Source organism: Bradyrhizobium betae (genome assembly GCF_004123905.1).
GTDB lineage: Bacteria > Pseudomonadota > Alphaproteobacteria > Rhizobiales > Xanthobacteraceae > Bradyrhizobium > Bradyrhizobium betae_A.
In genome coordinates, this window is sequence record NZ_MZXW01000046.1 from 1 (window position 1) to 11,923 (window position 11,923).

15 protein-coding genes and 1 tRNA gene are annotated in these 11,923 nt (G+C 62.4%); 9 read left to right on the top strand and 7 right to left on the bottom strand.

Annotated elements, in window-relative coordinates; genetic code table 11:
* Window positions 1–159: 159 nt before the first annotated feature.
* Window positions 160–552, bottom strand: coding sequence for an EF-hand domain-containing protein (locus B5V03_RS31685; RefSeq protein ID WP_164988422.1), 393 nt, complete (start codon window positions 550–552; stop codon window positions 160–162).
* A gap of 436 nt (window positions 553–988) precedes the next feature.
* On the opposite strand from B5V03_RS31685, the gene B5V03_RS31690 reads away from it, so the two are divergent.
* Window positions 989–2,386, top strand: a complete 1,398-nt coding sequence (locus B5V03_RS31690; protein WP_433995352.1) for a type II and III secretion system protein family protein — start codon at window positions 989–991, stop codon at window positions 2,384–2,386.
* A 205-nt stretch (window positions 2,387–2,591) separates the two neighbouring features.
* Here B5V03_RS31690 and B5V03_RS31695 read toward each other — a convergent pair whose 3' ends face one another.
* Together B5V03_RS31695 and B5V03_RS31700 are read right to left on the bottom strand one after the other, a co-directional pair.
* Window positions 2,592–2,798 carry a hypothetical protein gene (locus tag B5V03_RS31695; RefSeq protein WP_129274333.1) on the bottom strand — a complete coding sequence of 69 codons (207 nt, stop codon included), beginning with the start codon at window positions 2,796–2,798 and terminating at the stop codon, window positions 2,592–2,594.
* A 266-nt stretch (window positions 2,799–3,064) separates the two neighbouring features.
* Entirely contained in the window at window positions 3,065–3,520 is a 456-nt protein-coding gene (locus B5V03_RS31700) for a hypothetical protein (RefSeq protein WP_129274334.1), read from the bottom strand.
* A 189-nt stretch (window positions 3,521–3,709) separates the two neighbouring features.
* On the opposite strand from B5V03_RS31700, the gene B5V03_RS31705 reads away from it, so the two are divergent.
* Both B5V03_RS31705 and B5V03_RS31710 read left to right on the top strand, forming a co-directional pair.
* Window positions 3,710–4,162, top strand: coding sequence for a VOC family protein (locus tag B5V03_RS31705; protein WP_129274335.1), 453 nt, complete (start codon window positions 3,710–3,712; stop codon window positions 4,160–4,162).
* Between the two features lie 303 nt (window positions 4,163–4,465).
* Window positions 4,466–5,104, top strand: a complete 639-nt coding sequence (locus B5V03_RS31710) for a glutathione S-transferase family protein (RefSeq protein WP_129274336.1) — start codon at window positions 4,466–4,468, stop codon at window positions 5,102–5,104.
* Between the two features lie 121 nt (window positions 5,105–5,225).
* Here the strand turns inward: B5V03_RS31710 and B5V03_RS31715 are convergent, their stop codons facing one another.
* Genes B5V03_RS31715 through B5V03_RS31725 form a run of 3 tightly spaced genes read right to left on the bottom strand, consistent with a single transcriptional unit; the run spans window position 5,226 to window position 5,949 of the window.
* On the bottom strand, window positions 5,226–5,399 hold the full coding sequence (locus B5V03_RS31715) for a hypothetical protein (RefSeq protein ID WP_129274337.1): 174 nt from the start codon (window positions 5,397–5,399) through the stop codon (window positions 5,226–5,228).
* Between the two features lie 4 nt (window positions 5,400–5,403).
* Entirely contained in the window at window positions 5,404–5,649 is a 246-nt protein-coding gene (locus tag B5V03_RS31720) for a hypothetical protein (protein WP_129274338.1), read from the bottom strand.
* A 45-nt stretch (window positions 5,650–5,694) separates the two neighbouring features.
* Window positions 5,695–5,949 (bottom strand): PilZ domain-containing protein, encoded by a 255-nt coding sequence (locus tag B5V03_RS31725; protein ID WP_129274339.1) that lies wholly within the window; start codon window positions 5,947–5,949, stop codon window positions 5,695–5,697.
* A gap of 227 nt (window positions 5,950–6,176) precedes the next feature.
* On the opposite strand from B5V03_RS31725, the gene B5V03_RS31730 reads away from it, so the two are divergent.
* Window positions 6,177–6,251, top strand: a tRNA-Glu gene (locus B5V03_RS31730).
* A gap of 60 nt (window positions 6,252–6,311) precedes the next feature.
* Here B5V03_RS31730 and B5V03_RS31735 read toward each other — a convergent pair.
* Complete coding sequence (locus B5V03_RS31735) at window positions 6,312–6,635, bottom strand: hypothetical protein (RefSeq protein WP_129274340.1); 324 nt, start codon at window positions 6,633–6,635, stop codon at window positions 6,312–6,314.
* A gap of 172 nt (window positions 6,636–6,807) precedes the next feature.
* Here B5V03_RS31735 and B5V03_RS31740 point away from each other — a divergent pair, with 172 nt between their 5' ends.
* The 5 genes from B5V03_RS31740 to B5V03_RS31760 all read left to right on the top strand — a co-directional run.
* Window positions 6,808–8,232 carry an MBOAT family O-acyltransferase gene (locus B5V03_RS31740; protein WP_129274341.1) on the top strand — a complete coding sequence of 475 codons (1,425 nt, stop codon included), beginning with the start codon at window positions 6,808–6,810 and terminating at the stop codon, window positions 8,230–8,232.
* A gap of 2 nt (window positions 8,233–8,234) precedes the next feature.
* A complete protein-coding gene (locus B5V03_RS31745) occupies window positions 8,235–9,335 on the top strand; it encodes a hypothetical protein (protein WP_129274342.1) in 1,101 nt (366 codons plus the stop codon).
* Window positions 9,336–9,602: 267 nt separating this feature from the next.
* Window positions 9,603–10,241: a hypothetical protein gene (locus B5V03_RS31750; protein ID WP_129274343.1), complete on the top strand. Its 639-nt coding sequence runs from the start codon at window positions 9,603–9,605 to the stop codon at window positions 10,239–10,241.
* Between the two features lie 165 nt (window positions 10,242–10,406).
* A complete protein-coding gene (locus tag B5V03_RS31755; protein WP_164988423.1) occupies window positions 10,407–11,036 on the top strand; it encodes a PilZ domain-containing protein in 630 nt (209 codons plus the stop codon).
* Between the two features lie 123 nt (window positions 11,037–11,159).
* Window positions 11,160–11,923: fatty acid desaturase (locus B5V03_RS31760; RefSeq protein ID WP_245502386.1), on the top strand; the 764-nt coding region annotated here is incomplete at its 3' end.

Sequence of the window (11,923 nt, forward strand, 5' to 3'; positions counted from 1 at the left end):
CGCTTGATCGCCTTCAATTTGTAAGCCGTCGGAAACTGACGCTTCTTTCCTCGTCCTGCCACAGGTCATCCTCGAAATGCCTGTCACTGTAATTATCGTGTCTCACTTCAGGGGTGCAGTCCAGCACTGTCACCGTAATCCCGGCCACATGAGCGCCCGCTAGAATTTCGGACTGAAGCCGCCTGTTCCGCCTGAGCCGGGGGCACCTCCCATGCCACCGCCGGGCGGCTCTTTCTGGCCGGGGGTACCGTCCTTCAATTCGGCGGCCGTGACGCGGCAGTCCATATTACGATCATATTGTCCGATAAAGCGGCTCGGTTTCTCGACGAACTCGGACCGGCTTATCCTGGAATCTTGGTTGTCGTCGAAATAACCGAAATCGGCATTGGCAAATGTGCGCTCGGCACGGCGAATGCTGGCAAACTCCGTCGCGCTCAGAAGGCCGTCTCGGTTGCGATCAGCGAAGACGAAGAGTTGATTCATGTACCTCTTCCATTCGTCGCAGGTGTAGGTGCCGTCATGATCGTAGTCCCAGGTCAACGGTGCTTCCACCGGAGCGTCCTGACCTTGTGGCCTCCCCATGCCCGCTGGACTCTGCGCGTGAACAAGAGATGCCAAGCAAACAGACTATGCCAACAACGATCTGCCGCGCTTTCATCATTGTCTATACCGTCGCGCTGTGAAGGGAGCACTGCGCAGACCAATGCTCCATGGCTGCAAAATGGCGCGGGAGCGCTTGGAAACGATCTGATGCAAAACTCAACCAGACGAAGTCCGCAGAGCCAGCCACTCCGTTTCAAAACATTCCCTGCGTATCCCTGTCCGCAGATTTGTTTCGTCCGCTTGCACGACCGCCTGAGCGGCGATCTCTACACGTTCAAACAGCCGTCACGCCGACCCCGCGAGAGCAAGCCGCGACGTCGAGCCGCACGGAAGGGACATTCATATGAGCCGCATCAAGAAGCACGCGCGCGCACGGCGTCACTGGATGACTGGCATCTTCGTGCTCGCGACCATCCAGTCGTCCCCGGCGACGGCCGGTGAGACGCGGCATCCTGTCGAGCAACGCGGCGCTGCATCCTCGATGAACTCTCAACATCTGTCGCTCGGCGTCAGCAAGTCGATCGTGATCGACCTCCCGCGGGACACCAGGGACGTTCTGGTCGCGGACCCCAAGATCGCGACCGCAGTCATCCGCTCCACCCAGCGCGCCTACATCATCGGCGTGGCCGTCGGCCAAACCAATATTGTGTTCTTCGACAACGCCGGCCAACAGATCGTCGCCTACGATATTGCGGTCAAGCGCGACCTCAACGGCGCCCGCGCCGCCCTGCGGCAAATGTTTCCGCACTCGAACATCCAGATCGAAGGCCTCGGTGACAGCGCCATCCTGACCGGCACGGCCGCAAGCCCGTTAGAGGCGCAGCAGGCCAACGATATCGCCGCGCGCCTGACCGGCTCGGCCGACAAGGTCGTCAACTCGATTGTGGTGCAGGCGCGCGATCAGGTTATGCTGAAAGTAACCGTTGCAGAAGTCTCGCGCTCGATCGTCAAGCAACTTGGGATCGATCTCAGCGTGAGCACGTCCGCCGTGAGCCTGACGAACGCGAACCCGTTCACCGCTTACGGGCAGAACCTAGTGTCGGGAAACAACGCCACGTTCACGGCGGGCGGAACGACGGCAACGCTCAGGGCCATGGAGAACGCCAACGTCATGCGGACCTTGGCCGAACCGACGCTGACGGCGATTTCGGGCGAGTCCGCCACGTTCGTGTCCGGCGGCGAGTTTCCGGTTCCAGCGGGCTATTCCTGCGACCCGACCACGCATGTCTGCACCACGCAGATCAGTTTCAAGAAATTCGGGCTGTCACTCAACTTCACCCCCTTGGTTCTCACGGAGGGGCGCATCAGCATGCATCTGATGACGGAGGTCTCAGAGCTCTCCAACGAGCACGCGATCACGCTGTCGCAGGCCGTGAGCGACACGACGACGAACTCCCTGACCGTTCCCTCCATCAAGACCCGGCGCGCCGACACCACCCTCGAGATTCCTTCGGGAGGCTCGATGGCTATCGCCGGGCTCATCCAGGATCAGACCAAGCGTGCCGTGAACGGGATGCCGGGCATGATGCAGATCCCCCTGCTCGGCGCCCTCTTCCGCAGCCAAGATTTTGTCAACAGCCAGACCGAGCTGATGGTTCTCGTCACGCCCTACATCGTTCGTGCGGTCAACCCGAAACAGCTATCCAGGCCAGACGACGGCTTCACAAGCGCAAGTGATCCCGAAGCCAATCTCATCGGCACGATCAATCGTCTCTACGGCACGAAAATGGATCGCGAGAAGCTCCGCCGCCCCTCAGACGACATCGGTTTCATTATCGATTGATCCCTTCAAGCGGATACGGCGAAGGAGGCGCGCCCACAGATTGGGATGCGTATATAGTCAGCCCGTATTACGGCGACAGTGCTGGACTGCCCCCCGCAAGTGAGAGCCGCTCTGTCCGCCAGTCCTTTATATATTTCTTGCCTCAGCAGGTCGCGCCTGGGCATCGAGAGTGCGGGCGTCAGTATCTGGATGTCGGACACGTCAGTCACCCCAGCTTCCCTTCATTGATCTTGTGCGCGACTTCGCCGACAGAGCTGCCAACGATGACGGCGGTCACGATGGGCCAAAAACCCGCCACGATGACGATAGCGCCCCAACGCGTGTCTTCGCCGGGCCGTCTATAGCCATCGCTGATGCCACCGAGAATCAACCAGATCAGGCAGCCAATTGCATATCGTTTGAACCATTTCACGTCGGAATACCTTCCAGATATGGGCATTAGTGACCGTGACATCGAGAATGGTTCATCGGCAGGACCGGGCTTGCTCGGAATTACGGTGACGGTGACAGTGCACCAAACTCCGCCAGCCCTCGCATACTCGTGGCTCCGTTACTGATAGGAGAAAAGGCAAATTGAGCGCACCGTCGCCGTAATTCCTATCCGCCAGTTGTCCCGATTTGGCGATTTGCGCAATTGCAGTGGCCTCACGCTGACAGGTTAATGCCACGCTGTTGATTCTACGGCTTCGTTTTCTTCTTGCCGAGATTCAGGTTCAGTCCACCCGCTTGCGAACTGATGATCCGTTCCCACTCCTGCGACATCCTCGAAACCAATTCTCGATATTGCTTACCGAGTTCTGCCAGCGCCTCTGGCGTCGGGGCAGACGCATGCTCATAGACAAACTGAATCCTTATCCCCTCCAGCTCGGCCCGAAAGCGGTCTTGCCAGCCTTGCGCTTTGACGCAATGAAGCGTCTGCGTCAAAACCGAGGCGATCGTCGTTGCGCCACCCAACACGCCAGCTGCGACCGCATGGTTCGTCGCTCCAAGATAGAGGGACACGATCCCGCAGCCGGCAGAGACGATGACGATGGCTTGGTAGAGGGAGGTATCCTTGGTGTAGGCCCACCGGTGCTTCTTAATGGCGGCCTCGATCTCAGCTAGAAACTCTGTCGCCAAGTCTGAACCGCCCATCGGCGCTTGCCCCAGAATCAATCAATGCTGAAATATACCTCAAGTTGAACTTGGGGTCAGAGGCCTGACCGAAAGGGCTCGCTCACGCACATTTGCCTCCGCCCCCTGCCGCTCCCCCCACTTTCCTGCTATCTCTCCCCCGCCGTCCCGGCCCAAACCAAAACCCCACCGTTCAAGGGAGCCCCACCCATGCGATACCTCCACACCATGCTGCGCGTGCGCAATCTCGATGTCGCGCTGAAGTTTTATCAGGATGCGCTGGGGCTGAAGGAGGTGCGGCGGATCGAGAACGACAAGGGGCGGTTCACGCTGGTGTTCCTGTGCTCGTCGGACGATCTCGAGGCGCTGAAGAAGCAACCGCAAACGCGCGGCGCGCCGCTGGTCGAGCTCACCTACAATTGGGACGAGGAGACCTATGGCGAGGACCGCTTCTTCGGCCATCTCGCCTATGAGGTCGACGACATCTACGCCACCTGCGCGCAGCTGATGAAGGCCGGCGTCACCATCAACCGTCCGCCGCGCGACGGCAACATGGCCTTCGTTCGCTCGCCGGATCTGCACTCGATCGAGCTGCTGCAGAAGGGCGAGCCGAAGGCACCGGCGGAGCCGTGGCTTTCGATGCCGAATACTGGCCATTGGTAGGCCCTGACAGCAGGAACCACCGCCGCGCGTCCGCGTTCACTCCAGGACAATGCGATTGGAGGAGAACGCGATGGGACGAGGACTGTTGTTGTGGATGCTGGGCGTGCCGATCCCAGTGATCATTCTGCTGTGGCTGTTCTTCGGCCACTGATCATCCGGCACAATTTGCAACGGAAAGCTCCGCATGATGCGGAGCTTTTTGCATGAGGGGGAGGTGCAATCGCGCATCGCTCGCGAACGCGAATTCCGCTATCACCCCGCAACGGCGGCCGACGCCGAGAAAAACGCCGCGGGAGGAGTTTCATGCCGGACCAAAAGCTCACGATCTGGGGCCGCGCCAATTCGGTCAACGTGCAGAAGGTGCTGTGGTGCCTGACCGAGCTTGGCCTTCCCTACGAGCGCATCGACGCCGGCATGGCGTTCGGCAAGACCCGCGAGGCCGACTATCTCGCAATGAACCCCAATGCGCGGATCCCGACGCTGGTCGAGGGCGACTTCGTGCTGTGGGAGTCGAACTCGATTCTGCGCTACCTCTGCCTCGCGCATGGGCGCGGCACGCCGATCTATCCGGAGGCGCCGAAGCTGCGCACGAGCGTCGACCGCTGGCTCGACTGGACGCTGTCGGCGGTGCAGCCGGTCGACCGCCCGGTGTTCTGGGGCATTGTGCGCACGCCGCCCGCCGAGCGCGACATGATCCAGGTGCAGCGCGATGCGGACGCGGCCGCCGAGGTCTGGGCGATCGCCGACCGCCTGCTCTCCACGCGGCCGTTCATGGACGGCGACGCGTTCACCATCGCCGACATCGCGATCGGATCCTATGCGCGGCGCTGGCTCGGCGTCGAGGGCATCACCCGGCCGGCACAGCCGCACCTGACGCGCTGGCTCGCCGAGCTCGGCAAGCGGCCCGGATTTGCACAATTCGTCGCACCGCCGATGTCGTGAGCCGGAGGCTTCGCGTAAGCCGCTTGAAGCGCGCGATGAATCCCCGCCTTGGCGCGGGCAAAAATCATCGCCGCCGCACTTGACGGCTACTGTGCATGGGGTTGTTTTCGCGCTTTTTGTTTCAGGGCGCGTGCCAGCCACGCTCGACCAGCAGCACGCAGATGATCAGCACCAGCGTCACGACCGCGGTGGCAAGCTTCGCGGTCCAGCTCAGGCCGCGGCCGACCCACCACAGCAGCGCGCAATACATCACGAAGGGGACGACGATGTCGGGCCGCATCAGGTCCGGCGGCATGGCGTCAGCGCCGGATGGTCGTATCGACGCTGATCGAGCCGCCGATCTTCACGCAGGTGCCGGTCGCCTCGACCATATGGAAGCCACGGCCATAGGACGCGCAGGAGCCCGCCTTGGCCGTCCCGGCCGTGCCCTTCAGGGGTAACGTCTTGCCCGCCTGCGGCGGCTCGGCGGCCGGCAGGCGCAGGCCCTCGGCGGCAGCCGCGGATGTGGTGAGCAACGAGATGAGGATGAGGAGCGGCGCACGCATGCCGCCGTTCTAGCCCGGACCGGCGCCACGCGCCATCCGCGCCAATCAGATGAACTTGATGCCAGCCGACTTGCCGCGGCGCCAGACCACCTGGCAGCTCCGCCCGGTACGGGCATCGCGCGCGAACGCCATCCGGATCGTGCCCGGCAGCTGGCTGGCGTCGTCGTCCATGGTGATCTTGGCGCCGGTCACCGAGATGTCCTGGACCAGGCAATGCCGCGCCGCGAATCCGCCGTCGAGCGTGATCCAGGCGTGCTGCGACAGCGATTTGCGGGCTGCGCGCTTCTTGGGCTGTGGCATTGGCTCAAATGTCTCCGGTTCCAGCGCTAACTCAGGCTCCCCTAAGGAACTGTTGAAATCGCCCCCGAATGATACCGGGGGGCGGCTATCCACCGGTGCCAAAAGACCGTTCCCGAACGGCTTGCCCGGCGCCCGAAAGGCCACTATACGTTCGCCCGCTGCAGGCCGCCGGGCACGACTCGGCCGGCCCGCGGGCTCGCCGCCAAATGCGGCCGGGCCCCGCGTTTGCTCCCTTCGTCTATCGGTTAGGACGCCACCCTTTCACGGTGGAGAGAGCGGTTCGATTCCGCTAGGGAGCGCCATCATCCGCCTGACGCCGGCCAGCCCGGCGAGCTGTACGAGCGCTGCGATGATCGCGCCGCTCAGGTCGAAAACACCTCGATCGCCAGCTCGAACGAGATGTCGACCGCATGGCCGTATTTGCGCGCATAGGCCGCCTTGTCGCCGCGCACGCCGGAGGCGCCGAGCACCTTCATCTCGGCGACGGACACCCGCCCTTCCCAGTCGGCCGAGATCTGGGCTCGCGTCTGCGTACCGAAATCACAGCCGATGCCGCCGGTCGGCCCGGACTGGTCACCGGGATATTCGAGGCCACGATAGCGGCGATCATAGACCGCAGCGCTCGTTACCTCCTCGGCGACGACGAGATCGAACGCGGCACGCGAAGTGCCACGCAGGTCGAGCATGTGGGGGTGTCCTTTTGTGAGCTGACCAAGCGGGGTTGGCGCCGCCGCCGCCGAGCTGAGCGGCCTTGGCTACGACTTTCGGGGTAGAGCTCTCAGAATCCCGTCCCGCGCGGGTTGCACCCTCCCCGGTTGCAGCGGTAACTGGTGCTACTGCCAATCGGGGGCGCTGGAATTGCTCTTCAACTCGTACGGTTTCCTCTTCGGCTTCCTGCCGATCGCGCTGGCGGGCTATTTCGCACTGGGCCGGATCAGCGGCGTTCTACCCATCTTGTGGCTCGCGGTGGCATCCCTGGCGTTCTACGCCGCCGGTGGCCTGCAATTCGTTCCGCTGCTGCTGCTCTCTATCGCCTTCAACTATCTCGCCGGCGGCATCCTGATCCGGCATTCCCGCGCCGGTCTCCGACGCGGAACCATTGTCGTCGGCATCGCCGGCAACCTGCTTTTACTCGGCTACTTCAAATACGCCGGTTTCATCAGCGCTAACCTTGGCGCCCTGTTCTCCTCCGGCTGGAAGCTGGACATCGCCCTGCCGATCGGCATTTCGTTCTATACGTTCACCCAGATTGCCTTCCTGGTAGATGCCTATCGAGGCAAGGTCGCGCGCTACGCGCTGCCGCACTATGCGCTGTTCGTCACCTATTTCCCCCACCTCATCGCAGGACCGATCCTTCACCACCGCGAGATGATTCCGCAATTCGAGCGGCGGGCGTCCAGCCGACCACAGCTGGCACTGATCACAGCGGGCCTCGCGATCTTCGCGATCGGCCTGTTCAAGAAGACCTGCATCGCCGACGGCATCCAGCCGCTGGTCAAGTTCGCCTTCGGTCCCGAGGTCCCCACATTTGATCAAGCTTGGATCGGCGCACTCGCCTACACCTTCCAGCTCTATTTCGATTTTTCCGGCTATTCCGACATGGCGATCGGCCTGTCGCTCATGTTCGGCATCTTCCTGCCGCTCAATTTCTGTTCGCCCTACAAGGCGACCAGCATCATCGATTTCTGGCGCCGATGGCATATGACGCTGTCGCGCTTCCTGCGTGACTATCTCTACATCCCCTTGGGTGGCAGTCGCTGCGGGCCGCTACGCCGCTACGTCAATCTGCTGATCACGATGCTGCTCGGCGGCCTTTGGCATGGTGCCGCGTGGACGTTCGTCGCGTGGGGTGCGCTGCACGGCCTCTATCTCTGCATCAATCACGCGTGGAACAGGCTGGCTCCGGCTGCACCGGCGGCGCTTCGGCCGCCGGCGCGTATTGCTGGCGGTGCATTGACGTTCCTGGCGGTCGTAGTCGCGTGGGTCTTTTTCCGGGCAGACAATCTCTCAGCCGCAGTATCGATCCTATCGCGCATGGCGGACCCATCACGCATCCAGTTCGGGCTGCGCGAGCAGTGGTCGCTGGTGCCGATCGCCGCCGCCGCGCTGATCGCGTGGTTCTGCCCGAATACGCAGGACATCGTCGGTTACGATGCGGAACGCCAGCAGCTGAGTGCAGCTGAGGCCGGAGGTGCAAAGCTCTTTATGGGCGCCGGTGCGCTGCTCGCGCTCGGCGTGCTCGGCATTAACAAGCACAGCGAATTCATCTATTTCCGGTTCTGACCATGCACATCCGACACCTGACCCTGCTGCTTGCCTCGGCGCTCGTAACCACGCTTGCCGTTGCCGCAGTCAACCTTGCCGTCGATCCGCTGCAACTGTTTCATGGATCTGCCCACCCATACTATACGACCGACAGCCGAATGCAGTCGGCAGGCCTTATTCGCAGCCAGGAGTTCGACACCGCATTCATAGGCACATCGATCGCGCTATACGTTCGGCCGAGCTCCATTGACCTCACCCTGGGCGGGAAATCGATCAAGCTGGCCGCCCCAGGCATGACCTCACCCGAGCAACGGTTCGTGCTGGAGACGGCCATCTCCACCAGACATCCAAAGCGCGTGATCTGGATGATGGACGATTTCGCGTTTCGAAGCGCCGAGGATGTCGACACCCTGGACTACCTTCCCGCCGATCTTTACCGGTTAAACCCAAAGGGCGTCGCCGGCTATCTCCTCGATTTGACGATGCTGCGAGACTCACTCGGTATCGCCGCACGTCGGTTCCAGGATCTCGACATGACCATGACGCAGCTGACGTGGATCGGTGTTCTCCGGTTCACCGAGGACAATCTCGACAACCTCAACACCGTACACAGCGCCTTCGTCTCAAATCGATATCGGCGCGATCTTGCATGGAAGTCGTTTCGGCACAACCGCGACAACCCTGCCAGACTACGCTTGCGTTACAACCAAGCAAAGGTCGAGCAGCAATTTCGACATGATGCCATAGACTTCATCAGGGCTCACCCAGATGTCGACTTCACCATCATCTTTCCGCCCTACTCCATCCTGAACTTTATCGCGCTTCGCGAGATCCTGCCGCGTGATTATGCTGTCTTCTTTCGGATCAACTCGTACATGCTCCGCCAACTGGCAGCCCTTCCGAATGTCGACCTTTCGATTTTCGAGCAGCTGAAGAGATCACTCACGATCTCGACCAATATGCGGACATTTGGCACCACTCGCCGGCGGTCGACGAACTCATTCTTCGGTGCGTGCGGGATGGAGTTCACCGGGTCGACCGGCAAATCCCGGACAAGCAGCTCAACACGTTACGGCAACAGGTCGAAGCCTATCGCGCTGACGGTGCGGGGGGAACACTGACGCGATAGGCTAGAACAGACCCGTACGGTCTTCCTGCCAGGTCGAGCCGGTATCCCAGATCCAGCCCTCTTTCATGTAGGCATTCGGCGGCGTGCCGGTCTTACGGGTCGTGTTGAGGTTCTCGATGTAGCCGCCGACATAGCCCGGCCAATTCGGCTAGGGAGCGCATCATCCGGGTCATCGGATGATGCGGCGAAATTCGCCGTCCCCACATGAACCTCCCTGCCCCCCACCGCCGACCAATGCCCATTGGAACTGGTGCAGGCCATGGAGCAGCGCAAATCAACCCCGGACGGCCCGTCGGCCGCGCCGCCGCCCTGGATCCAGCGTGCGATCCCTTACGCACCGGGCCGGCGCGCCAAAATGCTCGAGCACATGGCGCGCGCCAGGTCGCGTCCTCAGCCGCAGACCGTGACTGCGACGGCGTCGCGCGCGAGCAGCATGGACATTCTCGGCGACGCCGTCGGCTACGTGGTCCTGTTCGGTGCCATCGCCCTGCTCTTCCAGTCGCGCATCCCTCTCTACCTCGGCGCCTTTCTCTTCCTCGACGACGGCGAGCGCATCGAGCTTGCGCTTGCTGGGATCGGCATCCGGTTCGAGCCCGATACGGTCGGCCCCAACATCATCAAGGCCTTCGCATCGCTGTTCGGATGGTTCGCGCTGCTCGCGGCGTTGAGAGCGCCTGCCCCCGCCTGGCTCGCCGCGTGGATGCCTCCGGACACATCGTGGTCGTTCATCGCCGGCGTCGCGCTTGCGTTCGCCATCGTCGACGCGCTCGCAACGCTGGCGATGCGGCGCGCGTGGCCGTGGTTCGGATTTCGGACCAGACCGAGCAACCTGCTCTGGGCGGCGATCAAATTCGCCATGGCCGTTGGCGTACTGGCTCTGCTGGTGCTGCTCGGGTGACGCAATTGTGAGGTCGCGGGCCGCCTCAACGCGGCGCTATGCCGCCCACTCGGGCCTGCACATTTACCGGAAATTTACCCCTGCTCATGAGTGCCGGTATCATTTGCTTAGAATTTGATTGCTACCGTGGAATTACGGAAGCACTCCGAAACACGATTGGCCCCCATGTCCGTCTCCGAGTTCCTCAGGCAGCGCGCAGTGGAAGTCACCGTGAGCGGCAGCTACTCGCTGCCGCGCTGGTATGATTGCGAGGGCAAGCTCCGCACCTTCGCCTGCCGGACCAAGCGTGTCTCGCCGTTCCGCATGATCGTGGACGTGCCCGTCGTCGGCAAGATCGGCGAGCGCGTCACCTCCTATTTCCAGGACTTTGGCGAATTCCAGTGCACCATCAGCGCGACGCTGAAGGCCGGCTTCCTGATGGAACTCGACATGACGCGGGCGCGGCGCGCCTGGATGTCGGAAAAGCTGACCTGGCTGGAGAAGAAGCAGAAGGACGCCAGCGTCCTGGAGCATCGCAATGACGCGCGCTTCGTTCCGCAGGTCTCGCACACCTTCCTGACGCTGGCCGACGGCAGCACTCATGCCTGCTTCATCATCGACGTCTCCACGGCCGGGGTCGCGATATCCTGCGAATACGACCCGCCGGTTGGAACCGCGCTTGCGGTCGGTGCCTGCGTCGGGCGCGTCATCCGCAAATTCGACAACGGCTTCGCGGTCAAGTTCGCCGAGAAGCAGCAGCGCGACGATCTCGTCCGGTTGCTCGTCCGCCCTACGCCCTTGCTGCAATCGGCGTGATCCGGCCGGATCGATCTTAACTCTTTCTTAACTAAGGACTGGAGGTGGAGGCCCCTGCGCGATAGGGTGCGTCCCAGTACGTCCGCAATCATTGCGGGCCTTAAACGTATTGGAAGTCCTGGAATGTCTATCGCTGATGCCGGGCTCAGCCCGGCAGAGATCGCCCAGAGCACGAGGATTGCGGCCAAGCCGCAGCTTCCACCCGGCGTCGTCACCGAGGGACCGCTCGTGCAGGCCAAGCTGCGCGAGAGCTATCTCCTCCTCGGCATTCTCTATGTCGGCGCTGTCGCGGGCATCATCTGGGCTGTCACGCAAGGCCTCGGCAAGGTCGAGCTATTTACGTTCGTCTGGATGTTCGCGCTGACCACGTTCGGCATCGGCGCCGGCATGCACCGCCTGTTCGTCCATCGCAGCTTCCGCACCGGCCCGATCATGCGGGTGTTCTTCTGCGCCATCGCTCAGATGGCGGTGCAGGGCTCGATCGCGAAATGGGTCGCCAACCACCGCCGTCACCATCTCTATGCCGATGACGTTGGCGATCCCCACAGCCCGCAATTCGACGGCTTCGGCAATCGCTATGTCAGCGCGTTGAAGGGCTTCCTGCACGCCCAGGGCAGCTGGGTGTTCGACCAGGCCACCACCGAAAACCAATACTCCGCCCAGCACATTGCCGCCGACCCCATCACGACGGTCTACGAACGCCTGCGCGAGGGCTGGAACGGCGATGCGCCGCCCGCACGCACGGTCGAGACCACCACCACCCACCGCCGCCTCCACCCCCCCCCCCGCGGCGCCCGACTTCCCGCACTCTCTCGCCCGCATCCTGACCACCCCGACTGCCACCCCACCCCTCCGACCGGCCACGACGACCCCCACCCACCACACCA

What these genes read in the sequence shown, in the direction of transcription:
- B5V03_RS31690 (WP_433995352.1), top strand. Translation starts at nt 989, where the DNA reads ATGACTGGCATCTTCGTGCTCGCGACCATCCAGTCGTCCCCGGCGACG.
- B5V03_RS31700 (WP_129274334.1), bottom strand. Translation starts at nt 3,520, where the DNA reads ATGGGCGGTTCAGACTTGGCGACAGAGTTTCTAGCTGAGATCGAGGCC.
- B5V03_RS31705 (WP_129274335.1), top strand. Translation starts at nt 3,710, where the DNA reads ATGCGATACCTCCACACCATGCTGCGCGTGCGCAATCTCGATGTCGCG.
- B5V03_RS31710 (WP_129274336.1), top strand. Translation starts at nt 4,466, where the DNA reads ATGCCGGACCAAAAGCTCACGATCTGGGGCCGCGCCAATTCGGTCAAC.
- B5V03_RS31715 (WP_129274337.1), bottom strand. Translation starts at nt 5,399, where the DNA reads ATGCCGCCGGACCTGATGCGGCCCGACATCGTCGTCCCCTTCGTGATG.
- B5V03_RS31720 (WP_129274338.1), bottom strand. Translation starts at nt 5,649, where the DNA reads ATGCGTGCGCCGCTCCTCATCCTCATCTCGTTGCTCACCACATCCGCG.
- B5V03_RS31725 (WP_129274339.1), bottom strand. Translation starts at nt 5,949, where the DNA reads ATGCCACAGCCCAAGAAGCGCGCAGCCCGCAAATCGCTGTCGCAGCAC.
- B5V03_RS31735 (WP_129274340.1), bottom strand. Translation starts at nt 6,635, where the DNA reads ATGCTCGACCTGCGTGGCACTTCGCGTGCCGCGTTCGATCTCGTCGTC.
- B5V03_RS31745 (WP_129274342.1), top strand. Translation starts at nt 8,235, where the DNA reads ATGCACATCCGACACCTGACCCTGCTGCTTGCCTCGGCGCTCGTAACC.
- B5V03_RS31750 (WP_129274343.1), top strand. Translation starts at nt 9,603, where the DNA reads ATGGAGCAGCGCAAATCAACCCCGGACGGCCCGTCGGCCGCGCCGCCG.
- B5V03_RS31755 (WP_164988423.1), top strand. Translation starts at nt 10,407, where the DNA reads ATGTCCGTCTCCGAGTTCCTCAGGCAGCGCGCAGTGGAAGTCACCGTG.